This is a genomic window from Streptomyces cyaneus (assembly GCF_004028635.1).
Taxonomy (GTDB): Bacteria; Actinomycetota; Actinomycetes; order Streptomycetales; family Streptomycetaceae; genus Streptomyces; species Streptomyces cyaneus.
Map to the genome: position 1 here is coordinate 1 of NZ_ML138679.1, position 23,004 is coordinate 23,004.

The following is a 23,004-nucleotide window of genomic DNA, read 5'->3' on the forward strand; positions in this document are numbered from 1 at the left end:
CCCCTTCAACCCCACCAGGGGGCTCCGCCCCCTGGACCCCCGCTCCTCAAACGCCGGAGGGGCTGATTTACCCAGCCCGTCCGGCGGTTGAGGACGAGGCCCCTTCAGGGCCGAAGCGGGGGTCTGGGGGCGGCAGCCCCCAGGGACGGGACGGGTAGGGGCGGCGGGGGCGAGGAACCCTACTTCACCGAACCCGCCATCACCCCCTGCACAAAGTGCCGCTGGAACGCGAAGAACACCACGACCGGCACCACCAGTGACACGAACGCCCCCGGCGCCAGCACATCGATGTTGCTGCCGAACTGCCGTATCTGTGACTGGAGTTCAACCGTCAGCGGCTGCGACGCACTGTCGGCGAAGAGCAAGGCCACCAGCATGTCGTTCCACACCCACAGGAACTGGAAGATGGCCAGTGACGCGATCGCCGGCCGCCCCACCGGAAGCACCAGCCGCGTGAAAATACGCCACTCACTCCCGCCGTCCATCCGCGCCGCCTCCAGCATCTCCTTCGGCATCTCGGCGAAGTAGTTCCGCAGCAGGAACACGGCGAAGGGCAGCCCGTACGCCACATGGAAGAGGACGACGCCGGGAATCGTGCCGAACAGCCCCAGCTGGCCGAAGAGTTTGGCGACCGGGAGCAGCCCGATCTGGACGGGGACGACGAGCAGCGCCACCACGACCAGGAAGATCGCCTCGCGGCCGGGGAAATCCAGCCACGCGAAGGCATACCCGGCGAGTGCCGCGAGGACGACCACCAGCACGGTCGCCGGCACCGAGATCAGCACGGTGTTCCAGAAGGCCTGGGTGATCCCGGCGTCCCCCAGCAGCGTCGAGTAGTTGTCGAAGGACAGCTGGCCGGGACTGCTGAACACGGTCCACCAGCCACCGCTCGCCGTGTCCTCGGCCGACCGCAGTGACGACAGGAACAACCCGGCCAGCGGCGTCATCCAAACCAGCCCGACGACCACGAGAAACGCCTGGACCAGACCGTTGCCCAGGCCGCGCCTGACCGCGTTCATCGCTGACTCCCTCGGAAACGACGGACGTTGAAGACCATGGCGGGGATCACGAGCAGCAGCAGAAGCACGCCCAGCGCGCTGCCCAGCCCCTGGTTGTTGCCGCCGCCGAACGACACCAGCCACATCTGCGTCGCGAGCACGGTCGCGTCCTCCTGCACCGGCCCGGGCGCGATGATGTAGACGAGGTCGAAGACCTTCATCACGTTGATCACGAGGGTCACGAAGACGACCGTGAGCACCGGTGCCAGCAGTGGCACCGTGATCCGCCGGAAGATCTGCCACTCGTTCGCGCCGTCCATCCGCGCCGCCTCCAGCGAGTCCCTGGGGAGGGCCGACAGACCCGCGCCGATCAGGACCATGGCGAAGCCCGTCCAGATCCACAGGTACGCCCCGATGATCGCCGGTGTGACGAGCGTCGGCCCGAGCCAGGAGATGCCCTCGTACGGCGGGGCGAAGTTGGACGCCGGCAGCTTCACCACGTACGAGCCCTCGTCCAGCCCTTCGAAGCGGAAGGAGCCGTCGGATGCCGTGGTCGTCGAGGCGACCGTCTTCCCGGCCTGCACCGCCTCGACCGTCATCTCGGGCAGCCCGTTCTCCCGCCGGTCGACCTTGCCCTGCTGCCCTCCCCCACCGGGCGTGAAGTCGAGGTACACGACGCCGCGCAGCTCACCGGGGCTCGCCTTGTGCCCCGCCGCCGCGTACGCCGGCTCGGTGCCGCCGGGCAGGTCGTCGGGGAGCACACCGACGAGGCCCAGCGTCACCGCCTCACCCGGGGAGACGCCGGCGCTCGTGCGGTACGAGCCGTCCGTGCCCTTCGTCAGTCCCTGCCCGTCACGCGCCCGGGCCGTCGGGTACGTCGACGTGCCCTGGAAGGCATCGTGCACGGAGACGGCGGCGGCGTTGAGCACGCCCTTGTCCGGATCCTCGTCGTAGGCGAGCCGGAAGATGATGCCGGCGGCGAGGAAGGACACGGCCATCGGCATGAACAGCAGCAGCTTGAACGCGGTCGCCCAGCGGACCTTCTCCACCAGCACGGCCAGGATCAGGCCGAGGCCGGTGAGCAGGGCCGGGGCCACGACGACCCAGATCGTGGTGTTGCGGATGGCCTTGAGGGTGGCCGGGTCTCGGAACATCTCGGCGTAGTTCTCGCCGCCCACGAAACGGGTGCCGGAGGCGTCGAAGAAGCTGCGTCCGACGGAGAAGAGGACGGGGTAGACGACCAGGGCGCCCAGCAGGAGCAGTGCGGGGAAGACGAAGAGCAGGGCGATGATCCGCCCGCGCCGCCGCGAGCGCCGGGCCCGTGCCCGGCCGGCGCCCGCGGCGGGCTTCGGACCCGCCTCATTCACGAGTGTGGCGGTCATGACCGGTCAGCCCTGGCCCTCGTACGCCTTGGCCGCCGCGGCCTCCAGCTTCGCCGCGGTCCCCTTCGGGTCCGACGGGTCGCGCAGGAAGTCCTGCAGGAGCTTCCACTCGCCCGCGCCCTTGGTGCCGCCGAAGGCCGCCGGCGCCTGGTCGGACATGTCGAAGCGGACCGAATCGCCCGCCGCGACAAGGGACTTGGCGGTCGCGCGGGTGACGTCGTCGCCGTACGAGGCGAGGTCGACGTTCTTGTTCGGGGACAGGAAGCCGCCCGCCTCCGCCCACACGGCCGCGGCCTCCGGCGTCGAAAGGTACTCCAGCAGCGCCATGCCGGCCTTCTGGTTCTTGCCGTCCTTCAGGACCACGGCCGCGTCACCGCCGCTGACCACCGGCGCCTTGCCGGCGCCGACCGCCGGGAACGGGAAGAAGTTCGCGTCCTCGCCGATCGACTTGCCGAACTGGTCCTTCGCGACACCCGCGACGAAGTCGCCCTCGTAGACCATGCCTGCCTCGGGCTTGGGCCCGAACACCTTCTCCACCGAGCCCGGGAAGTCGGTGTTGAGGGCCCCCTTCTGGCCGCCCGCGATCAGCTGCTTGTCCTTGAACAGCTTGCCGAGGGTGGTGAGCGCCTCGACCACCGACGCGTCGGTCCACTTCAGCTTGTGCGCGGCGAGGGCGTCGTACTTCTCGGGTCCGGCCTGGGAGAGGTAGACGTTCTCGAACCAGTCGGTCAGCGTCCAGCCGTCCTGCCCCGCGACCGAGAAGGCGGCGAGCCCGGAGTCGGAGACGGTGTGGCCGGCCTTCAGCAAATCGTCGTACGACTTCGGCGGCTCGACGCCCGCCTGGGCGAGGGCGTCGGGGCTGTACCAGACGGTCGACTTGTGGGCGGCCTTGAAGTAGAGGCCGTAGAGGGTGCCGTCGACGCTGCCGTAGTCCTTCCACACGGGTGCGAAGTTGGCGTCCACGGACTGCTGGGTGGTCTTGGACAGCGGCTTGAGCCAGTCGTTCTTCGCGAACTGCTTCAGCACGCCGACCTGCGGGACCATCACGACGTCGGGGGCGTTGCCGCCCTCGATCTTGCTGCCGACGACGGTGGAGACGTTGTCCCCGGTGGACGTGAACTGGGTCTTGGCGCCGGTCTTCTCGGTGAACGCGTCCAGCACCTTCTGGAAGTTCTTCTGCTCGGTGCCGGACCAGACACCGGCCACGGTGACCGTCTGGCCGCTGAGCGCCTTGTCACCGCCGCCCGCGGAGACCGGTCCGCCGCCGCATGCGGTCGCACCGAGTGCCAGGACGAGGGAGGTGCAGCCGGTGAGCAGGGTGGTACGTCGTCGCATCATCGTTGATGTCCCTTCGGGGGGTTGGGAGTTGACGGGAGCTCGGGGGCTCCTGGGGGGCTTCAGAGGTCGGCGCCGTCGCCGATCCACCAGGCGGCCGTCGAACCGGGGAGCACCCCGGCCGGGCAGGGGCCGCTGGACAGCAGGGGGGTGCCGGAGACCGGCGCCGGCGTGGGCGCCGTACCGAAGTTGACGGCGCAGACGAGGCCGTCGCCGCGGTCGAAGGCCAGGACGCCGGGCGGGGTGTCCAGCCAGCGCAGCGTGCCCTCGCCCAACTGGGGCAGTGCGGCGCGCAGTTGGAGGCCGTCGCGGTACAGGTGCCAGAAGGAGCGGGTGTCGGCGAGGGCGCGGTCGGTGGCGTACTCGGCGAAGTACTCCGGCTGCGGCAGCCACGGCTTGGCGCTCTCCGCGCCGGAGGTGAAGCCGAAGGGGGACGCCTGTCCCGACCAGGGCAGCGGCACCCGGCAGCCGTCGCGGATACGGGCGCGGCTCCCGGTGCGATGGAAGATGGGGTCGGTGAGCACGTCGTCCGGCAGGTCCACGACCTCGGGCAGGCCCAGCTCCTCGCCCTGGTAGATGTACGCGGCTCCGGGCAGCGCCAGCATCAGCAGTGCGGCGGCGCGGGCGCGGGCGGCGCCGAGGCCGCTGCCTTCGGTTGCGGGTTCGCCGTAGCGGGTGACGGTGCGGACCTGGTCATGGTTGTTGAGGACCCAGGTGACCGTCGAGCCCGTGCCGGCTATGTCCTGCATGGCCTCGGAGATGACCTTGCGGAAGGCGTCGGCCTCCCAGGGGGCGCTGAGCAGGTCGAAGAAGAAGGCCTGGTGGAGTTCGTCGGAGCGGACGTACTCGGCGTGTTCGCGCGCGGTCGGGACGGACACCTCGCCGACGAGCAGCCGCTCGCGGCCGTCCCGCGCGGTGTACTCCTCGCATATGGAACGCCACTGGCGCCACACGTCGTGCACCTCGGGCTGGTTCCAGGCGAGCGGGTTGACCGAGTCGCGGGTGCGGGCGTCGGCCTCGGGGTCGTCCGAGTCGGGCAGCTCGGGGTGCTTGTAGAGGCCGGCGGCGACGTCGATACGGAAGCCGTCGATGCCCCGGTCCAGCCAGAAGCGCAGGATGCGGTCGAACTCGGCGCCGATCTCGGGGTTGCGCCAGTTCCAGTCGGGCTGCTCGGGCGCGAACATGTGCAGGTACCACTGGCCGGGCCGCCCGTCCGCCTCGGTCACCCGGCTCCAGGCCGGGCCGCCGAACATGGAGTGCCAGTTGTTGGGCGGCTCTTCGCCGCCCGGGCCACGGCCGTCGGCGAAGTGGAAGCGGGCGCGGGCCGCGCTGCCGGGCTCGGCGGCCAGCGCCTCCTCGAACCACGGGTGCTCGCTGGAGCAGTGGTTGGGGACGATGTCGAGCAGCACCTTGACGCCGAGCCGCCGGGCCGCCGCGACCAGCAGGTCGAACTCGGCGAGGTCGCCGAAGAGCGGGTCGACGCCGCAGTAGTCGGCGACGTCGTAGCCGTGGTCGTGCTGCGGCGAGGGATAGAAGGGGCTCAGCCAGATCCCGTCCACCCCGAGCTTCTTCAGATACGGCAGCCCGGCCCGGACCCCGGCGAGATCGCCGACGCCGTCGCCGGTGCTGTCGAGGAAGCTGCGGACGTACACCTGGTAGATCACCGCGTCACGCCACCAGCGATGCCTGTTCAATCCATTGCCCTGTCTGTGCATGTGCATCGGGACTCGTTATGCATGCATGTTAAGTAGGCGTGTCGCGAAGGTGTCAACGAACAGGACGTAAGCTACCGATGGGTTGGCCGGTAAAATCCGGACTTATCAACCCGAAAGGAACCAAGAAGAGACCTTGGCGTTACTTAACAAGTAACTAGCGACGGGCGAGGGTGTCGAGCTCTCGCGCCAGCCGCCGCACCGCCGCCTCGGGCGTCTGGCGCCCGGTCATCGCGTCCCGCACGACGGCCTGCACCACCAGGCTCACCTGGTCGTAGCGCGGGCTCTTGGGGCGCGGCGCGGCCGTGCGCACGCTCTCGCGCAGGGTCGGCAGATACGGGAACTCCCGCACCAGCCCGGGATCTTCGTACAGGTCGGCCCGTACGGGCGGCAGCGCACCGCGCGTGAGGACCTGGCGCTGGACGCGCTCGCTGGTCAGGTACGCGATCAGGCGGGCGGCCGAGTCGGGGTACCGGGCGTGCGTGCTGACGGCGAGGTTGGAGCCGCCCAGGACGCTGGTCCCCGGTCCGTCCGGCCCCGGCAGCGGTACGGCACCGATCTTCCCGGCGACCGGCGAGCCCTTGGCCGAGGCGCCGACATAGGCGTACGGCCAATTACGGAGGAAGAGCAGGCGTCCGTCCTGGAAGGCCTGCTTGGACTCCTCCTCCTTGTACGTCAGCGCCCGCTTCGGGATCCAGCCCTCGCGTACGCCGCGGGCGAGGAAGCCGATGCCTTCGCGGGCACCCGTCGAGTTCACGGTGACGCGTTCGCCCTCGTCGCCGAGGATCGAGCCGCCCGCCGAGTAGACGGCCTCGGCGGCATTGACCGTGAGGCCCTCGTACGGCAGGAACTGGCCGGCGTAGCCGTCGAGGCCGTACTTCGGCGCGATGGTCTTCGCGGCCCGTTCCAGTTCGGTCCAGGTGCGCGGCGGGTCGGCGCCCTCCTTGGCGAGGATGTCCTTGCGGTAGAGGAGCAGGCCGGCGTTGGTGACGTACGGGACCGCGTACAACTGCCCGTCGTAGGTTGCCGTGTCCACGACCGGCGGCAGGAAGGTGTCCAGCGGGAAACGGTCGCGCGCCAGCGGGCGGATCCAGCCCTGCGCCGCGAACTCCGAGGTCCAGCTGACGTCGATGTTGAGGACGTCGAAGCGGCTGCGGTCGCCGCCGCGCAGGTCGGTGGCCATCTGCGCATGGGTCTCGTCGGCGGAGTCGGGCAGCTCGACGAGGGTGACCTTCTCGCCGGGGTGGGTGCGGTTCCAGCCGTCCAGGACCGAGCCGAGATAGCCCGTGAGGTCGCCAGCGGTGGCGACGGTCAGAGGTCCCCTGCCTCCCGCGTGGGGCTCGTCGGCGCGGGCACCTGCGGCGACGTAGCCGGTCAGGATCACAACAAGGACGAGAAGGCCCCTACCGGCGGCGTGGATCCACCGCATAGGTTCCTCCTTGCACACCGGCCCCAGGCACCTTCGCCCGGAGTCAGAGGCCATGTATACCTGTTAGGTATGCGCGATACTAGGCCTCGCGGCACATTACCCATCATGCGAGGAGGAGAGCACGAGTGCGGCTGCCCCTCCTGGCCCTGCTGGCGCGCGGCCCGGCGCACGGCTACGAGCTGAAGCAGGACCTTGAGCAGATGCTGGGCTCCGCGTACCCTCAGCCGAATGTCGGCCAGATCTATGTGACCCTCGGCCGCCTCGAGAAGTCGGGACTGATCGAGGGCGAGGACGTCGAGCAGTCGAGCCGACCCAACAAAAAGGTCTACCACCTCACCGACGCCGGGCGGGAGGCGCTGCGCGCCTGGTTCGAGGAGCCCGAGGACGAGCCTCGGGTACGGGACGAGTTCTTCATGAAGCTGGCTCTCGCCCCGCAGACCGGTCTCGCCGACCAGATCGCCCTCATCAACAAACAACGGCGCCAGTATCTGAACACCATGCGTCAACTGTCGAAACTGGCCGCCGCCGAAGACCGGGACAACCGCATAGCCCATCTGCTGATCGAGGGCGCGATGCTGCACCTGCAGGCCGACCTCGACTGGCTGGAGCGGTGCCAGGAAGAGCTGGAGGAGCTGGAGTGAGCGACGATTCCACTCCTGCGCTGGGCGCGGAGGGTTCTGTGCCGCGTGCCGAGAGTCCCCTGCTGCGCGCCGAGGGCCTGATCAAGACGCATCACGGCGAGGGCGCTCCGGCGCATGCCGTGCGGGGGGTCGATCTTGCCGTCCGGCAGGGTGAGTTCGTGGCCGTCACCGGTCCGTCCGGGGCCGGCAAGTCGACTTTGCTGCATCTGCTCGGCGGACTGCAGCGACCCGACAGCGGCAGCATCTGGCTGGACGGCGAGTGCACCGACGCGTGGAGCGAGGCCCGCTGGGCGGTGGAGCGCAGGAAGCGCATCGGGATCGTGTTCCAGTTCTTCAACCTGGTCTCCGACCTGTCCGTCGCCGACAATGTCGAGCTGCCCGCGCTGCTGGCCGGCGTCCCGCCGAAGCGGGCCCGCGCCGAGCGGGCGGAGCTGCTGGGCGAGCTGGGCCTCGCGGGCAAGGAGCGGAGCATGCCGGGCGAGCTGTCCGGCGGCGAACAGCAGCGCGTCGCACTGGCCCGCGCTCTGGTCAACCGTCCCCCGCTGCTGCTGGCCGACGAACCCGCCGGCAGCCTGGACAGCAAGGGCACCCGCGAGGTGATGCGGCTGCTGTCCCGCTTCCACCAGCGTGGCCAGACGATCGTGCTGGTCACGCATGACGCCCGGCTGGCGAGCGCCGCGGACCGGGTGATCAGCTTCTTCGACGGCCGCATCGCCGACGACGCCGAACTGGACGGCGGCCCACCGCCGCGCCGGACGGGGATATCGGGTGTGCTGGAGCTCAAGGACTGACATGCGGCTGCACGACCACCGACCACCGAGCCACTTGAACCCACGCGAGCCCTGGAACGGGACCGGGGCACGGCAGCCCTGGCCGACGGGAGTCGAACTCCGGCGGCCAACTGGCGCACGGCAGCCCCTGCCGACGGCAGCCGAACTCCGGCGGCCGACCGACGATCGGGCGCTCTTCCCCACGGCAGCCGAGCAACGGGGGCGAGCCGAGGCGCGGCAACCCCTGCCCACGGGAGCCGGCCTTCGGCGGCCGACCGGCGATCGGGCGCTCTTGCCCACGGCAGCCGAGCAACGAGGGCGGGCCGAGGCGCGGCAACCGCTGCCCACGGGAATCGAGCTCCAGCAGCCAACCAGGCCACAGGCGATCATTCCCACGGCATGCCAGCGGCGATGCCGGGCCGGAGCGCGGCAACCCCTGCCCACGAGAGCCGGCCTTCGGCGACCGACCGGGGCGCGGGCGCTCATGCCCACGGCAGCCCAGCAACGCGGGCAGGCCGGAGCGCGGCAACCCCTGCCCACGAGAGCCGGCCTTCGGCGGCCGACCGGGGCGGGCGCGCTCTTGCCGAGGACAGCCGAGCTTCAGCGGCCTGCCGGGGCACAAGCACTCATGCCCCCAGTAGCCGAGCCACAGTGGCGAGCCGGCGCGCGGAAGGTCTCGCTCACGCCAGTAGGTCTCCGGCGTCCAGCTGAGGTGCAGAAGCTCCTGTCCACCACGTCCGAGCCACAGCCGCTGGGCGAGACGCGCAAGCCCTCGACCACGACAACCGGACTCAGGCCTCCCACCAAGGCTCAGAAGATCGTCTCCACCTCGTCCGCGCCCCAGCCGCGAGGCGAGGCGCGGGTGCTCGGGTCCGCCGTGTGCGAGGCGCGTCGCCCCGGAGCCCCGCGTGAGCGGAGAGGGTGACGTCGTGCGAGCCACCCTGCGCTGGGCGCACTCCGATCTGCGAACGCACCGCGGCGAGGCGCTGTTCCTCGTGTTGGCCACGGCCGGGATCGTCGTCTCGTTGTTGCTGGCCACGGCGCTGTTCGGCTACGCCACCAACCCCTGGCAGCGCGTCTTCACCCAGGCGCACGGCGCTCACGTCTGGCTACACACCGGCGCCTCGGCCGACACCGGGAAACTGGCCGAGCTCGACGGCGTCGACTCCGTCGCGGGCCCCTACCCCACCGCCTCCACCACCCTGGCCTCCCGCGGCACCCGCGCCTCCGTCGAGTTGCGCGGCACGTCCGACCGCCCCGCCGTCGACCGGCCGCTCCTCACCTCCGGCCACTGGCTGGACCCCGCGAACCCCGACGGCGTCGTCCTGGAGAGTCGCCTGGCCCGCGCCCTCCTGGCCGCCCCGGGCGACACGCTCACTCTGCCCGGCACGCACCGAACCCTGACCGTCCTCGGCATCGCCGACAGCGCCGAGCCGCGCTACCGGCCGGGCGAGCAGCCGGGGCTGGTCTGGGCGCCGCCGGCCGCCGTACGCGATCCGGGCGGCCAGGTGATCGGGCTGCGCCTGACGGACCCCGACGACACGGACTACGCCGTCCAGCGCGCCGTGACCGTGCTGGGCGCCGGCGCGGTCAGCGAGGTCTCCACCTGGAAGCAGGCGCGCGCCGAGGCACAGGGCGACAACCGGCTGCTCGGACAGGTGCTGGGCCTGTTCGGGCTGGGCGCCCTGGTCGCCGCCGGGCTCGCCGTGCACGGGGCGATCGGCACCCGCATCCGCGGCCATCTGCGCGACATCTCGGTCCTGAAGGCGATCGGCTTCACCCCGGGTCAGGTGGTCCGCGTCTTCCTCCTCCAGCACCTCGCCTACGCACTGCTGGGTGCCGTGGCCGCGGCTGCCCTCATCCAGGCCGTGGGCAGCCGTATCCCGGGTCGGCTCGGGGACGCGGTCGGGGTGTGGCAAGGGTTGCCCGGGCACAGCGTGGCGCTGTTCGTGGTGCCCGTGGGCGCGGTGCTGTTCATCGGCGCGACCACGGGACTCGCCGCGTGGCGGGCGGGACGTGTGCCCCCGGTGCCGGTACCGCGGCCCGCGGCTCCGCTCGGCGGGCGGCTTTCCGCCGTGGCCCGACAGGCGCTCGGGCTGCGGCTGCCGCCCGCGCTGGTGCTGGGCTGGCACCGGGCGTTCACGCGCCGCCTGCGGTCCCTGGCCACGGTCGCCCGGCTCACGCTGCCGCTGCTGCTGATCGTCGTCGCGATGAGCGCGTGGACCACCATCGACCGCTTCGACAGCAAGCCCGACCAGATCGGCCTGCCGACCGCCCTCACCGTCCACACCGACTCCGGCCTGCCCGACCCCGACGCCCGCGCGCTGCTGGAACACGACCCGCAGGTCGCCGCCGCCTACCCGGGCGTCGAAGTGGCCGCCCTGGTCCCGGGCCAGACGGCCACGATCGCCCTGCGCGGCCTCGGCACCCACCAGGACCCCTACCCGTACGCCCTGGCCGAGGGCCGCCCCGCGCAGGGCCGCGACGAGGCCGTGGCCGGACAGGGCCTGCTCGACCTGCTGGACGTGAAGGTCGGCGACTGGGTCCGGATGACCGTCGGCGACCAGCCGCAGATCCTGCACATCGTGGGCCGCAGCATCGAGCCCGAGAACGCCGGCCGGGTCATCTCCACCTCCCTCGACACCCTCCGCGAGAACGACCCGGGCCTCGGCCCCACCCTCTACGAGCTGCGGCTCCGACCGGGCGCGCAACCGTACGAGGTCGCCGACCGCCTGGCCACCGCCGGGCAGGGACGCCTGGACGTACACGCCGTACCGAACCCCGCCGACGGCCTCTCCCCCCTGCGTGGAGTCGTCGTGGGCCTGATCGCCGTCCTGGCCCTGATCGGGCTCATCGAACTGCTGACCGCGATCGGCGGCACCGTCCGCGAGAGCGAGCGTGACCTGCTGGCCCTGAAGGCCATCGGCCTGTCCCCCCGGCAGATCACCGCGATCACCGTCACGTCCACCGCCTGTACCGCACTGGCCGCGGTCGTTCTCGGTACGGCTCTGGGTACTCCCCTCGCGCACTGGCTGATCGACGCCCAGGGCAGATCGAGCGGCATCGGCGCCGGGATCGCCCAGGGCCCGTCCGCCGCGCTCCTGCTGCTGTTCTGCGCGGCGGCGGTCACGGGGGCGGCCGCCCTCGCCGCCGTCCCGGCCTCCCGCGCGGCCCACCGCCGACTCGCGGACACGCTGAGCGCGGTCGCCTGACCGCCCGAGGAACGGCCCGCGACCGAACGGTCAGCCGCCGTAGGGACCGGGGCCGTGGGGCCGCTGTGGGTTGTACGGAGGCGGCGGGTTGTACGGCGGCCGCGGGCCCGGTGCGTACGGGTTGCCCTGCCGACCCGGACCGTAGGGGTTTCCGGGCGGCGCGTAAGGGTTGCCCTGCGGCGGTACGAAGCCGTTCGGTGCGTACGGCGGTGGCGGCGGGGTCGGCGTCGGCAGCGTGGCCGGGTGGGCCGCCAGCCGGATGCCGTACCGGCTCCTGAGCCGGCCCATCTCCAGCAGGGCGATGCCCGTGACCGTCACGGGGGCGCCCAGGATGAAGACGGCGCCCATCGCGAGGCCGAGGCCGTGCAGGTCGCCCGTGACGAGATCGGGGATGGCCATGAGCCAGGTCGTCACCGTGGCGAGCAGCGGCGGCAGACAGCGGTGTACCGCAGCCGTGCCGAAGAAGTTCCCCGAGATCCGGTAGGCACCGGCGATCACGAAGAACCCCATCCAGAGCCCGACGAGGCTGAACGCCATGCTCCCGAGGACCCCGAGGGAGCCCCCCAGCTGGAAGATCGTCACCGTCCCGAGCGCCGAGCCGATGAACAGCAGCAGCAACTTAAGCGACCTGACCAGCGGCTCCCGCAGCTGCCCCACCGTGCCGGCGCCGGAACGCCGCCAGATGTGGAGCATCACACCGACCGTGAGCGGCGTGATGAACAGCAGGACTACACAGGCGGTCGCCGCGTTGTCCAGCATCTCGTCGAAGGCGAACCCGCCCTCGACGAAGGTGTAGACCCCGAACGCCGCGACCGCGCCCGCGATGACACGCACCTTCTTGAGCGCGTCCACTGACGGATCCAGTGAGTCCGGGATCCAGGTCGGGTGGAACACCGCCCGCGCCACATGATGGGGCTTCAGAAACGAACGTGCGGTCAGTGTGCCGCCGGTCCAACTCCCGTGTGGATACGTCAACTTGCACTCCCCCGAGTGATCGCGCCCGTGATCACCGAGGGAGTCTACGGGAAGCGGACGACCACGCGCCGCCCGCTTTCCGTATCAGCCGTCACCGGCATCCGCGGTCACTGCCGACCGCGCAGCTCCCGGTACTTGGCGACGAGCGCCTGCGTCGACGCGTCCAGGCCTGGAACCGAGCCCGCCGCGGCAGCGGCTGATGCAAACGTCTCGGTCAGCGCGGGCTCGACCCGCTTGGCGAGGACCTTGCCCAGCTCGACGCCCCACTGGTCGAAGGAGTCGATGTTCCACACCGCGCCCTGCACGAACACCTTGTGCTCGTACAGCGCGATCAGCTGGCCGAGCACGGACGGGGTCAGCTCGCGGGCGAGGATCGTGGTCGTCGGGTGGTTGCCCTTGAACGTCTTGTGGGTCACCAGCTCCTCGGGCACCCCCTCGGCACGCACCTCGTCCGGCGTCTTGCCGAACGCCAGCGCCTGCGTCTGCGCGAAGAAGTTCGCCATCAACAGGTCGTGCTGCGCCTTGAGTTCGTCGCTCAGCTCGCCGACCGGCTCGGCGAAGCCGATGAAGTCCGCCGGGATCAGCTTGGTGCCCTGGTGGATCAGCTGGTAGTACGCGTGCTGCCCGTTGGTGCCCGGCGTGCCCCACACGACCGGCCCGGTCTGCCAGTCGACCTCCCGCCCGTCCCGGCCGACGTACTTGCCGTTGGACTCCATGTCCAGCTGCTGCAGATACGCCGTGAACTTCGACAGGTAGTGGCTGTACGGCAGCACGGCGTGCGACTGGGCGTCGTGGAAGTTGCCGTACCAGATGCCCAACAGGCCCAGCAGCAGCGGCACGTTGGACTCGGCGGGCGCGGTACGGAAGTGCTCGTCGACGATCCGGAATCCGTCGAGCATCTCGCGGAAGCGGTCCGGCCCGATGGCCACCATGAGCGAGAGTCCGATGGCCGAGTCGTACGAGTACCGCCCGCCGACCCAGTCCCAGAACTCGAACATGTTGGCCGTGTCGATGCCGAAGTCGGCGACCTTCTCGGCGTTCGTCGACAGCGCGACGAAGTGCTTTGCGACGGCCTCCGGGCCCGCCTTCAGCTCACCCAGCAGCCAGTTGCGGGCCGAGGTGGCGTTGGTGATCGTCTCGATCGTGGTGAACGTCTTGGACGCGATGATGAACAGCGTCTCGGCCGCGTCCAGGTCGCGGATCGCCTCGTGCAGGTCGGCGCCGTCGACGTTCGACACGAAACGGACCGTGAGGCCGCGGTCGGTGTAGCTGCGCAGCACCTCGTACGCCATCGCCGGCCCGAGGTCGGAGCCGCCGATGCCGATGTTGACGACGTTCTTGATGCGCTTGCCGGAGTGGCCGGTCCAGGCGCCGGAGCGGACCCGCTCGGCGAAGTCGGCCATCTTGTCCAGAACGGCGTGCACCGCCGGGACGACGTTCTCCCCGTCGACCTCGGTCACCGCGTCGCGCGGCGCGCGCAGCGCGGTGTGCAGGACGGCGCGGTCCTCGGTGGTGTTGATCTTCTCACCGCGGAACATGGCGTCCCGCAGCCCGAACACGTCCGTAGCGACGGCCAGCTCGCGCAGCAGCCGCAGCGTCTCGTCGGTGACGAGGTGCTTGGAGTAGTCGATGTACAGGTCACCGACCTGCAGGGTGTACCCCGCACCGCGCCCCGGCTCGGCGGCGAACAGCTCCCGCAGCTGCACCTCGCCGAGCTCTTCGCGGTGCTTGGCCAGCGCGGTCCACTCGGGCGTCTGGTTGAGCCTGGTACGGCCGTCTGCGTTCATGTCCGACTTCAGCCTTCTTTCGTGCCTGTCCCAGCTGTTCCAACCTAATTGATCAGCGCACGGCGTGAGCCGTCGTGGCGTCGTCGTCCGGCGCAACAACAGGTACGTCCGCCTTGCGCGCCGGTATCAACGAGGTGACGGCGAGGGTGAAGAGTACGGCGGCCAGCAAGGCCGGTCCGTTCAGTCCGAACGCCCCCGCCACGGCTCCGCCGAGCAGGGCCCCGACCGGTGCGCCGGACGTCGAGGCCGTACGGAAGGCCGAGGCGATACGGCCCACCATGGACTCTGGGCTGCGCTGCTGCATCAGCGTCACCTGGTTGACGTTCCACACCATGCCCATGGCGCCGAGCAACGCCATGGCCGCCAGGAAGGCCGCCAGGTGGCGCACGGTTCCCGCGAGCAGCAGCGACGCCGTCTGGACGGTCCCGGCCAGCAGCAGTGCCCGCACTCTCCCGGTCCTGCGCGCGATCCGCTGGGCCACGAAACCGCCGGCCAGGCTGCCGGCCGTGTACGCGGTCATCGCCGCCGCGTACGCCGTCTGGCCGCCGTGCAGCCAGCGCGTCACGTGCAGCACCAGCGTGGCGATCAGGGCACCCATACCGATGTTGCACAGCAGCGTGGCCACGCAGACCGCCCGTAGCGCCGGATCGCGCCGGAGTGTGCGCAGCCCTTCGCCGATCTCGGCCCGCAGCGTGCTGCCCGCCGGGCGCGGCTCGGGCTCGGGCGGTCGTATGCGCAGGGTCGCGACCAGGGCGGCTGCCAGCAGATAGGTACTCGCGTCGGCCACGAACGGCATCGCCGCCCCGGCCGTCAGCAGCAACGGCACGAAAGGCCCCGCCAGCAGGCCACCCGCGAGTTGTTGGCCTGTCATCAGCCGGGCATTGGCACTGCCCAGGGCCTCGCGGTCCACCAGGGACGGCAGCAGGGCCGTGGACGCGTTGTCGAACAGCGTCTGGAGTGTCGTCAGTGAGAAGGCGAGCACCAGCAGCAACGGGATCGAGGCGTGTCCGAGTCCGACGGCGAGCGCGAAGCCGGCGACGAGCAACCCTCGTACGAGATCGACCGCCCACATCGCGCGCCGCTGGTCCACCCGGTCCGCCACGGCCCCGCCGAGCAGCCCGAAGAGCAGCCAGGGGACATAGCCGCAGGCGGTGACCGAGGCGATGACCAGGGGATCGTCCGTGAGCTGCACGGCGAGCAGCGGCAGCGCGGTCGTACGCAGCGCGTCTCCGAACCGCGAGACCACGGCAGCGGTCCACAACCGCCCGAACCCGCCACGCCACGCGGGCGCACGCCCACCCGCCGTCTCAGCCGTCGCCACAACTCCCCCTCGCGGTCCACCGATGCACAAGATCGATGTACAAACCGTAGAGGGCACCACTGACAATCGGTCCGCGAGCGGCTCAGCGCCCGTGCGTCAAAGAGGTCCGGCCAGGCACCCACAGGTACCCGGCCGGTCCTCAACTCCTAGATCTCGCCCCGCAGTTTGGCGAGCGCCTCGGCGAGGATCGCCTCGCCGTCCGCGTCACTGCGCCGTTCCCGTACATACGCCAGGTGCGTCTTGTAGGGCTCGGTGCGCGGCGGGTCCGGCGGGTTGTCCCGGTCCTGTCCGGCGGGAAAGCCGCAGCGCGGGCAGTCCCAGGTGTCGGGAACCTGCGCGTCGCTGGCGAAGCTGGGCTGCGTCTCATGCCCGTTGGAGCACCAGAAGGAGATGCGCAGCCGGGGCGCGGACTCGCCCCGCTCGGCCTCGCCCATCGGCCCCGCCCCGACCCGGCTTCCTCGGATCGCGTTGCCACTTGCCACGGTCGTAACTCCCTGCGTGATGGTGCCGCAAAGCGAGTCGGCGTTTCGCTTCGCTGCGAGCGCCTCAGTCTACGTAAGGCCCAACGCGCGTCCAGTGATTGGAGTTACATAGCCCCTACACCAAGACGCAAGCCCCATGATAGGCCGCGCTCAGCTGCGCGTACCGAACATGGGGCCTTACGTGCGGAATGTGCGTGCCGGTCAGTTGTTCACCTTCATCAGGATGCCGAGCACGACAATGCACGCGAACCACAGCAGACCGACCACGATGGTGATCCGGTCGAGGTTGCGCTCGGCGACCGAGGAGCCGCCGACGGACGACTGCATGCCGCCACCGAACATGTCGGAGAGACCGCCGCCCTTGCCCTTGTGCATCAGCACCAGCAGCATCATCAGCAGGCTGAAGACGATCAGGGCGATCGAGAACCCCATAACCACGGCTGGACCAACTTCCTCGGATCTGGATAGACGACGGGGGCATAGCGGTACCGCTATGCCCCCGCAAGGGTACGACGGATCCCTGCTACCGCATACTCACTGGTCGCGGAACCGCACGATCTTGACGAACTCGTCGGCGTCCAGCGAGGCGCCGCCGACCAGGGCGCCGTCGATGTCGGCCTGGGCCATGATCTCGGCGACGTTGCCGGACTTCACGGAGCCGCCGTACTGGATGCGGATCTTGTCGGCGACGTCCTGCGAGTACAGCTCGGCGAGCTTGCCGCGGATGGCGGCGCAGACTTCCTGGGCGTCCTCGGCGCCGCAGACCTTGCCGGTGCCGATGGCCCAGACGGGCTCGTAGGCGATGACGATGGTCTCGGCCTGCTCGGCCGGGAGGTCCTTGAGACCGCCCTCGACCTGGGCGAGCGTGTGCGGGACGGCGTTGCCGGCCTCGCGGACGTCCAGCTCCTCGCCGACGCACATGATCGGCGTGAGGCCGTGCTTGTAGGCGGCCTTGACCTTGGCGTTGACGATCTCGTCGGTCTCGGCGTGGTACTGGCGGCGCTCGGAGTGGCCGATCGCCACGTACGTGCACTTCAGCTTGGCCAGCATCGGGCCGGAGATCTCGCCGGTGTAGGCGCCGGAGTCCTGGGCCGAGATGTCCTGGGCGCCGTACTTGATCTTCAGCTTGTCGCCGTCGACCAGGGTCTGTACGGAGCGCAGGTCGGTGAAGGGCGGCAGGACGGCGACCTCGACGGCCTCGTAGTCCTTGTCGGCCAGGGCGAAGGCGAGCTTCTGGACGTGGGCGATGGCCTCGAGGTGGTTGAGGTTCATCTTCCAGTTGCCCGCCATCAGCGGCGTGCGCGTGCTCATCGGGGTCAGTCCTCCAGTGCGGCGAGGCCGGGGAGCGTCTTGCCCTCGAGGTATTCGAGGGAGGCGCCGCCACCGGTCGAGATGTGGCCGAATGCGTTCTCGTCGAAGCCCAGGGTGCGGACGGCCGCGGCGGAGTCGCCGCCGCCGACCACGGTGAAGCCCTTGGAGTCGACGAGGGCCTGGGCGACCGCCTTGGTGCCCTCGGCGTAGTCGGGGTGCTCGAAGACGCCCATGGGGCCGTTCCAGAAGACGGTGGCGGCGTCGGCGAGCTTCGAGGCGTACAGCTTGCGGGTCTCCGGACCGATGTCCAGGCCCTCCTGGTCGGCGGGGATGGCGTCCGCGGCGACGGTCGTGGGGTTGGCCGGGGCCTTGGTCTTCAGGTCCGGGAACTCGGTGGCGACCAGGACGTCGACCGGCAGGACGATCTCGACGCCGTTCTTCTCGGCGCGCTCCATGTACTCGGTGACGGTCGGGATCTGGTCCGCCTGGAGAAGGGAGATGCCGACCTCGTAGCCCTTGGCCTTGAGGAAGGTGTACGCCATGCCGCCGCCGATGAGCAGCCGGTCGGCCTTGCCGAGCAGTTGGTCGATGACGGCGAGCTTGTCGGAGACCTTGGCGCCGCCGAGCGCGACGACGTACGGCCGCTTGACGTCCTCGGTGAGCTTCTTCAGCACGCCGACCTCGGTGGCGATGAGGTGGCCGGCGTAGTGCGGCAGGCGAGCCGGAAGGTCGTACACCGAGGCGTGCTTGCGGTGCACGGCGCCGAAGCCGTCACTGACGTAGACGTCGGCGAGCGCGGCGAGCTGGTCGGCGAAGGCGCCGCGCTCGGCGTCGTCCTTGCTGGTCTCGCCGGCGTTGAAGCGGAGGTTCTCGACGACCGCGACCTGGCCGTCGGCGAGGCCCGCGACCGTGGCCTGGGCGGAGGCGCCGACCGTGTCGGTCGCGAACGCGACGTCCGCGCCGAGGAGTTCGCCGAGGCGCGCGGCGGCCGGGGCGAGGGAGAAGGCGGGGTCCGGGGCGCCCTTGGGGCGGCCCAGGTGCGAGGCGACGACCACGCGGGCGCCCGCCTCGGCCAGCGCCTTGACGGTGGGCAGGACGGCGCGGATACGGCCGTCGTCGGTGATCGTGGTGCCGTCCAGCGGCACGTTCAGGTCGGCGCGGACGAAGACCCGCTTGCCTGCGACGCCTTCGGAGAGAAGTTCGTCGATCGTCTTCATGAAGGGGACTCCTGAGGAGGGCTCGTGATCGCTCTTGATCGCTCGAAAGCGCTCGTGATCCAACAGGTCGGTTCTGCACGCGCGTCAGGGCTCGGGCGGCGCGTCCCTGCGCCGCCCGAGCCCTGACTCACATCAATGCGCCTGCTCTGGATATCAGAGCTGGTTGCCGACGAAGACCGTGAGGTCGACGAGGCGGTTGGAGTAGCCCCACTCGTTGTCGTACCAGCCGAGGATCTTCACCGAGTTGCCCTCCTGGACCATGGTCAGGGAGGAGTCGAAGGTGCAGGAGGCCGGGTCGCTGACGATGTCCGAGGAGACGATCGGGTCCTCGGTGTACGCCAGGTAGCCCGCCAGGTCGCCGTCCTCGGACGCCTTCTTGAACGCGGCGTTGACCTCGTCCTTGGTGACCTCGCGCTGCAGCTGCACCACCAGGTCGGTGGCCGAGCCGGTCGGGACCGGGACGCGCATGGCGATGCCGTCCAGCTTGCCCTTGAGCTGCGGCAGGACCAGGGCGGTCGCCTTGGCGGCGCCGGTGGTGGTCGGGATGATGTTCTCGGCGGCGGCGCGGGCGCGACGCAGGTCCGAGTGCGGGAAGTCCAGGATGCGCTGGTCGTTGGTGTACGCGTGGACCGTCGTCATCAGGCCCTTGACGATGCCGAAGTTCTCGTCGAGAACCTTGGCCATCGGCGCCACACAGTTGGTGGTGCAGGAGGCGTTCGAGATGACGTGGTGGTTCGCCGGGTCGTACTTGTCCTGGTTGACGCCCATCACGATGGTGATGTCCTCGTCCTTGGCCGGAGCCGAGATGAGGACCTTCTTGGCGCCGCCGGCGAGGTGCTTCGCGGCGTCGGCCTTCTTCGTGAAGATGCCCGTCGACTCGATGACGATGTCGACGCCCAGCTCGCCCCACGGGATGTCGGCGGGGTTGCGCTCGGACAGCACCTTGATGGTGTGGCCGTCGACCGTGATCGTGTCGGCGGTGTGGGTGACCTCCTGCTTGAGGCGGCCCAGAATCGTGTCGTACTTCAGCAGGTGGGCGGTGGTCGCGGTGTCACCCAGGTCGTTGACAGCCACGATCTCGATGTCAGCACCCTGCTCCAGCAGCGCGCGGAAGTAGTTGCGACCGATACGACCGAAGCCGTTGATGCCTACGCGGATCGTCACGAACCGATCTCCTCGTTGGTACGCCGGCTATGCGGTGCCGGCGAGCTCTATTTGGGATGTCCCCGACCGCCTACGACCCTACCTCTCTGAAGCCGCCGTGGTGACATCCAGATGTCCCATACACGGCACGGCGGTCCGTACCCGCCAGTAGGGGTACGGACCGCCCCGGCCTGAAGCCCGGATCACTCGATTTGGTCACTGTGCGTTGCGCACAGTTGACCTCGGCGTGTCACTCGTCAAGTGAGTCGAGGGCCTTTCCGATGAGCGCCGTACGGTCGGCGGCCGCGGTGATGTGTTCCAGGCCGAAGCCCAGCAGCACCGTGTCGTCCGTGGTGACCGCTCCATAGGTCTGGAACAGCGCTCCGGTGCGCGCCCAGTCCTTGAGTACGGCCGGGCTGCCCGCGGGCGGTCCGGTCACGCTCCAGGCGCCGAGCGACGTCTCGAAGCCCTCGGTCTGGGTCGCCGCACCGCCGACGACGAGCGAGGCTTCGTCGGCGAGGACGCCGTGACCGCCGAAGGACGGGTCGCTGACGTAGGCGATCGAGAGCTCGACCGACTTGCCGGCGTACGCGCTGAGGTCGAACTCGACCTGCTTCCAGCCCTCGGAGGCGCCGGTGAGCGCGTTCCACCGACCGCTGCTGCCGCTCGCGGTGCAGCCGCTCGTGGCCACCGTGAGGTAGTGGGCCAGCCAGGGGTGCTCGCCCACGTAGAACCCGGCCTCGCAGTCCGCCGGCACGGTGGTGCTGGTGGCACCGCCCGTGTCGGGGAGCGTCGTCCAGTCCTCGGCCCCCGTGGTGTGGGCCTCGACCAGGACGTTGTCGTAGCCGGGCTCGACGTCCCACAGCAACTGGGTGCGCAGGGTCGGCTTCTGTGCCGCAGTCACTCCGGTGAGGTCGACGGTCCTGGTCAGCCGCTTGTAGGCGTCGTCGGTGTGCACGGCGGCCGCCATGGAGGAACCCGCGTACGGCCCGTACGGGTTGACGGTCCCGGCGAACTGGCCGGCGCCCGCGCTGGCGAACTGCGGGTGCGTGGCGGCAGGGAGCTCGTCCGAGGTGACGCTGTAGGTCCCGGCCTTGTCGAGCGGGTTGCCGGTGGCGTCGCCGAGCGCTCCGCTGAAGCCGCCGAGCTTGCCGGAGCCGGCGAAGCCGGTGGCCCCGGGGAGCGACGTACGGGAGTAGGCGCCCAGGTAGTACTGGCTGAAGTCGTCCGACAGGGTGCCGCCGCCGAGGTCGACGTTGCCGCCGGCCTGCTCGCCCGCCTCCATCAGCTTGCCGCCCTCATTGAGGTAGGCGCGCAGCTGGAGCTGGGTGGCCTTGCCCGGGGCGTTCGCGCCGGTGTAGTGGACGACGGTGTCGAAGTGGCTCAGCACGCCGAGCGCGTCGGGCGCGCCCTGAGCGGCGACGTCCCAGACGACCGCCCGGTGACCGTTGGCCTTGAGCGCGTCGACGTACTTCTGCGCGTGCGTGGCGGTGGCGCCTTCCTCGGCGACCACGAGGACGTCCGCGCGCGGCCGTTCGGCGACCGTGTACGTGAAGTGCTCGCTGGAGGTGGGCTTTCCGCTCTTCGTCTCGCCGGTGAACCACACCTCGACCTTGTCGCCCGGGTCGCCGTCCGCGACCTTGGCCCGGTACTCGTCGAAGTAGAGGTTGTCGTCACCGCCGTAGGTCTCGCCGCCCTTCCATGGCCGGAGCGCCATGTCCTCCGTACGGCCGCCGTTGACGCGGTACTTGAGCTCCTTGTCGCGCACGGACTTGCGTGCGACGACGGAGACCTCCTGGTCGGCGCCGCGGGAGTACGACGTGGTGAACGGCGCCGGCGTGAAGTCGGCGGCCTTCAGCCCGACCGAGGAGGCCGGCTGGTCGGGGCGCGCGGCGGACTCGGCGACGGAGAGCGCGAACGGGACGTTCTTGGCGAACTCCTGCTGGATCAGCTTCTCGTCGTCCGGGAAGTTGAAGACCGACTGGCAGTCCCGCGCGTTCCACTGGTCGTTCGGGTCGATGTTCGACGCCGTCTGGCAGGTCGACATCTCGGGCGTGAACATCGCTATGCCGTTGACGTTCGAGGCGTGGCCGTCGGCCTCGCCGTTCGTCGTGTACAGCTCCGAGGAGACCTGCGGGTGGTAGCCGGGGACCGCGGGGTTGTCCGGCGTGCCGGCGAGCGACTTGTAGAGGACGTCGTCCGGGGTGTCGGTGGCGACCTGCCAGCCGACGCCGTAGAGGATGAGCTCGGCCGCGGAGTGGTAATTGATGCCGTAGTCGAAGCCGATACGGCGCTCGAAGGCGTCCAGCGCCTTGGTCTCGGGCTCCGAGGCCGGGGACGCGCCGCGGTAGGTCTCGCTGGTGGGGTTCGGGGACGAACCCTCGTCGTCGTAGCCCCACTTGTAGGTGAAGTTGCGGTTGAGGTCGACGCCGTCGCCGGTGCTGATGGCACCGTCGCCGTTGATGTCACGCAGGTTCTTGCGCCACAGGCGGGTGCTGGTGCCCTTGAAGGTGTGGTCGTAGCCGTCGGGGTTGGCCGAGAGGACGAACCACAGCTCCGTCGAGTCGACGATCTTCTTGACGCGCTTGTCCGTCTTGTAGTTGTCCAGGTAGTAGTGCATCAGACGCCGGGTCATCTCCGGCGTGATCCACTCGCGCGCGTGCTGGTTGGAGACGTAGAGGGTGGAGGGCTTGGAGCCGTCCTTCGTCTTCTTGGCGTTCTTGGTGAGCTTGACCGCCAGGATGTCCTGTCCGTTGATCGTCTTGCCGATGGAGACGACCTTGGTGAGGCCGGGGTTCTCCTGCCCGGTCCGGACGATCTCCTCCTTGAGTCCCCCGCTTCCGCTGTACGGGCGGTACACGCCCTCGGCGGCCTTCTCGACGCGGGACTCGGCCTTGGCGGTGAGGTCGTGCTCGGTCAGCTCGACGCCCTGCTTCTGAAGCTTCTTGGCCTGGTCGTCCGTGAGGTAGACCTCGACGGTGGCCGTGCCCTTCTCGGGCGCTTGCTCGCTGAGTTCGTGGCCGTCCTGACCGGCCGCCAGCAGCAGGGGTATCTGCTTCTTGGTGACCTCGGCGCGGAAGACCTTGACCTCGTTCGGGTCGGTTTCTGGTGAACTTCCCGGTTGTGCCTGGGCAATGGGTGCGATGCTCGCTCCGCCTATCAGGAGCGCACCGGCAGCGAGGATCGATCTCGCTCTGGGTCTCATGAACCCCCCTAGCAGTGTTTCGCCACAGCGACGAATAGCTGCCAGGCTCATGCCACTTCACGGTCCAGTCAAGAGTGCCGCAAA

The 23,004-nt window shown here is 70.0% G+C and carries 17 protein-coding genes; 3 read left to right on the forward strand and 14 right to left on the reverse strand.

The window, feature by feature from the left end:
* Positions 1-179: 179 nt before the first annotated feature.
* The 5 genes from EHO50_RS07125 to EHO50_RS07145 all read right to left on the reverse strand — a co-directional run bounded on the left by EHO50_RS07125 (position 180) and on the right by EHO50_RS07145 (position 6,856).
* The gene (locus tag EHO50_RS07125) at positions 180-1,019 is read right to left on the reverse strand and encodes a carbohydrate ABC transporter permease (protein WP_128429018.1); all 840 of its coding nucleotides are present in this window, start codon (positions 1,017-1,019) and stop codon (positions 180-182) included.
* Positions 1,016-2,380, reverse strand: a complete 1,365-nt coding sequence (locus tag EHO50_RS07130) for an ABC transporter permease (RefSeq protein ID WP_128429019.1) — start codon at positions 2,378-2,380, stop codon at positions 1,016-1,018. Before EHO50_RS07130 ends, EHO50_RS07125 begins: the two co-directional genes overlap by 4 nt.
* A gap of 6 nt (positions 2,381-2,386) precedes the next feature.
* Positions 2,387-3,718: an ABC transporter substrate-binding protein gene (locus EHO50_RS07135; RefSeq protein ID WP_128429020.1), complete on the reverse strand. Its 1,332-nt coding sequence runs from the start codon at positions 3,716-3,718 to the stop codon at positions 2,387-2,389.
* A 59-nt stretch (positions 3,719-3,777) separates the two neighbouring features.
* Entirely contained in the window at positions 3,778-5,436 is a 1,659-nt protein-coding gene (locus tag EHO50_RS07140; RefSeq protein ID WP_246101057.1) for a glycoside hydrolase family 13 protein, read from the reverse strand.
* 148 nt (positions 5,437-5,584) lie between these two features.
* A complete protein-coding gene (locus EHO50_RS07145) occupies positions 5,585-6,856 on the reverse strand; it encodes an ABC transporter substrate-binding protein (RefSeq protein ID WP_128429021.1) in 1,272 nt (423 codons plus the stop codon).
* Positions 6,857-6,981: 125 nt separating this feature from the next.
* Here EHO50_RS07145 and EHO50_RS07150 point away from each other — a divergent pair, with 125 nt between their 5' ends.
* The 3 genes from EHO50_RS07150 to EHO50_RS07160 all read left to right on the forward strand — a co-directional run bounded on the left by EHO50_RS07150 (position 6,982) and on the right by EHO50_RS07160 (position 11,479).
* A complete protein-coding gene (locus tag EHO50_RS07150; RefSeq protein WP_128429022.1) occupies positions 6,982-7,497 on the forward strand; it encodes a PadR family transcriptional regulator in 516 nt (171 codons plus the stop codon).
* Positions 7,494-8,288, forward strand: coding sequence for an ABC transporter ATP-binding protein (locus EHO50_RS07155; protein ID WP_425472136.1), 795 nt, complete (start codon positions 7,494-7,496; stop codon positions 8,286-8,288). Before EHO50_RS07150 ends, EHO50_RS07155 begins: the two co-directional genes overlap by 4 nt.
* A gap of 908 nt (positions 8,289-9,196) precedes the next feature.
* Positions 9,197-11,479, forward strand: coding sequence for an ABC transporter permease (locus EHO50_RS07160; protein ID WP_128429255.1), 2,283 nt, complete (start codon positions 9,197-9,199; stop codon positions 11,477-11,479).
* A gap of 30 nt (positions 11,480-11,509) precedes the next feature.
* On the opposite strand, the gene EHO50_RS07165 is transcribed toward EHO50_RS07160, so the two are convergent.
* From EHO50_RS07165 to EHO50_RS07205, 9 genes are all read right to left on the reverse strand, one after another.
* Positions 11,510-12,454 carry a hypothetical protein gene (locus tag EHO50_RS07165; protein WP_246101058.1) on the reverse strand — a complete coding sequence of 315 codons (945 nt, stop codon included), beginning with the start codon at positions 12,452-12,454 and terminating at the stop codon, positions 11,510-11,512.
* A gap of 107 nt (positions 12,455-12,561) precedes the next feature.
* Entirely contained in the window at positions 12,562-14,241 is a 1,680-nt protein-coding gene (gene pgi / locus EHO50_RS07170) for a glucose-6-phosphate isomerase (protein ID WP_128429023.1), read from the reverse strand.
* A gap of 52 nt (positions 14,242-14,293) precedes the next feature.
* Complete coding sequence (locus EHO50_RS07175) at positions 14,294-15,562, reverse strand: MFS transporter (RefSeq protein WP_128429024.1); 1,269 nt, start codon at positions 15,560-15,562, stop codon at positions 14,294-14,296.
* A 146-nt stretch (positions 15,563-15,708) separates the two neighbouring features.
* Complete coding sequence (locus EHO50_RS07180; protein ID WP_003957010.1) at positions 15,709-16,044, reverse strand: RNA polymerase-binding protein RbpA; 336 nt, start codon at positions 16,042-16,044, stop codon at positions 15,709-15,711.
* Positions 16,045-16,245: 201 nt separating this feature from the next.
* Positions 16,246-16,476, reverse strand: a complete 231-nt coding sequence (secG, locus tag EHO50_RS07185) for a preprotein translocase subunit SecG (protein WP_062713769.1) — start codon at positions 16,474-16,476, stop codon at positions 16,246-16,248.
* Positions 16,477-16,578: 102 nt separating this feature from the next.
* A complete protein-coding gene (gene tpiA / locus EHO50_RS07190) occupies positions 16,579-17,355 on the reverse strand; it encodes a triose-phosphate isomerase (RefSeq protein WP_128429025.1) in 777 nt (258 codons plus the stop codon).
* 5 nt (positions 17,356-17,360) lie between these two features.
* The gene (locus EHO50_RS07195; RefSeq protein WP_128429026.1) at positions 17,361-18,572 is read right to left on the reverse strand and encodes a phosphoglycerate kinase; all 1,212 of its coding nucleotides are present in this window, start codon (positions 18,570-18,572) and stop codon (positions 17,361-17,363) included.
* A gap of 153 nt (positions 18,573-18,725) precedes the next feature.
* The gene (gene gap, locus EHO50_RS07200) at positions 18,726-19,736 is read right to left on the reverse strand and encodes a type I glyceraldehyde-3-phosphate dehydrogenase (protein WP_128429027.1); all 1,011 of its coding nucleotides are present in this window, start codon (positions 19,734-19,736) and stop codon (positions 18,726-18,728) included.
* A gap of 229 nt (positions 19,737-19,965) precedes the next feature.
* Positions 19,966-22,920, reverse strand: coding sequence for a M14 family metallopeptidase (locus tag EHO50_RS07205; RefSeq protein WP_128429028.1), 2,955 nt, complete (start codon positions 22,918-22,920; stop codon positions 19,966-19,968).
* Between the last annotated feature and the right edge of the window lie 84 nt (positions 22,921-23,004).

Bases quoted from the DNA above. Each gene is read 5' to 3' on its own strand.
- EHO50_RS07130 (WP_128429019.1), bottom strand. From the start codon at position 2,380: ATGACCGCCACACTCGTGAATGAGGCGGGTCCGAAGCCCGCCGCGGGC.
- EHO50_RS07125 (WP_128429018.1), bottom strand. From the start codon at position 1,019: ATGAACGCGGTCAGGCGCGGCCTGGGCAACGGTCTGGTCCAGGCGTTT.
- tpiA (WP_128429025.1), bottom strand. From the start codon at position 17,355: ATGAGCACGCGCACGCCGCTGATGGCGGGCAACTGGAAGATGAACCTC.
- EHO50_RS07205 (WP_128429028.1), bottom strand. From the start codon at position 22,920: ATGAGACCCAGAGCGAGATCGATCCTCGCTGCCGGTGCGCTCCTGATA.
- EHO50_RS07135 (WP_128429020.1), bottom strand. From the start codon at position 3,718: ATGATGCGACGACGTACCACCCTGCTCACCGGCTGCACCTCCCTCGTC.
- EHO50_RS07140 (WP_246101057.1), bottom strand. From the start codon at position 5,436: ATGCACATGCACAGACAGGGCAATGGATTGAACAGGCATCGCTGGTGG.
- EHO50_RS07145 (WP_128429021.1), bottom strand. From the start codon at position 6,856: ATGCGGTGGATCCACGCCGCCGGTAGGGGCCTTCTCGTCCTTGTTGTG.
- EHO50_RS07195 (WP_128429026.1), bottom strand. From the start codon at position 18,572: ATGAAGACGATCGACGAACTTCTCTCCGAAGGCGTCGCAGGCAAGCGG.
- pgi (WP_128429023.1), bottom strand. From the start codon at position 14,241: ATGAACGCAGACGGCCGTACCAGGCTCAACCAGACGCCCGAGTGGACC.
- secG (WP_062713769.1), bottom strand. From the start codon at position 16,476: ATGGGGTTCTCGATCGCCCTGATCGTCTTCAGCCTGCTGATGATGCTG.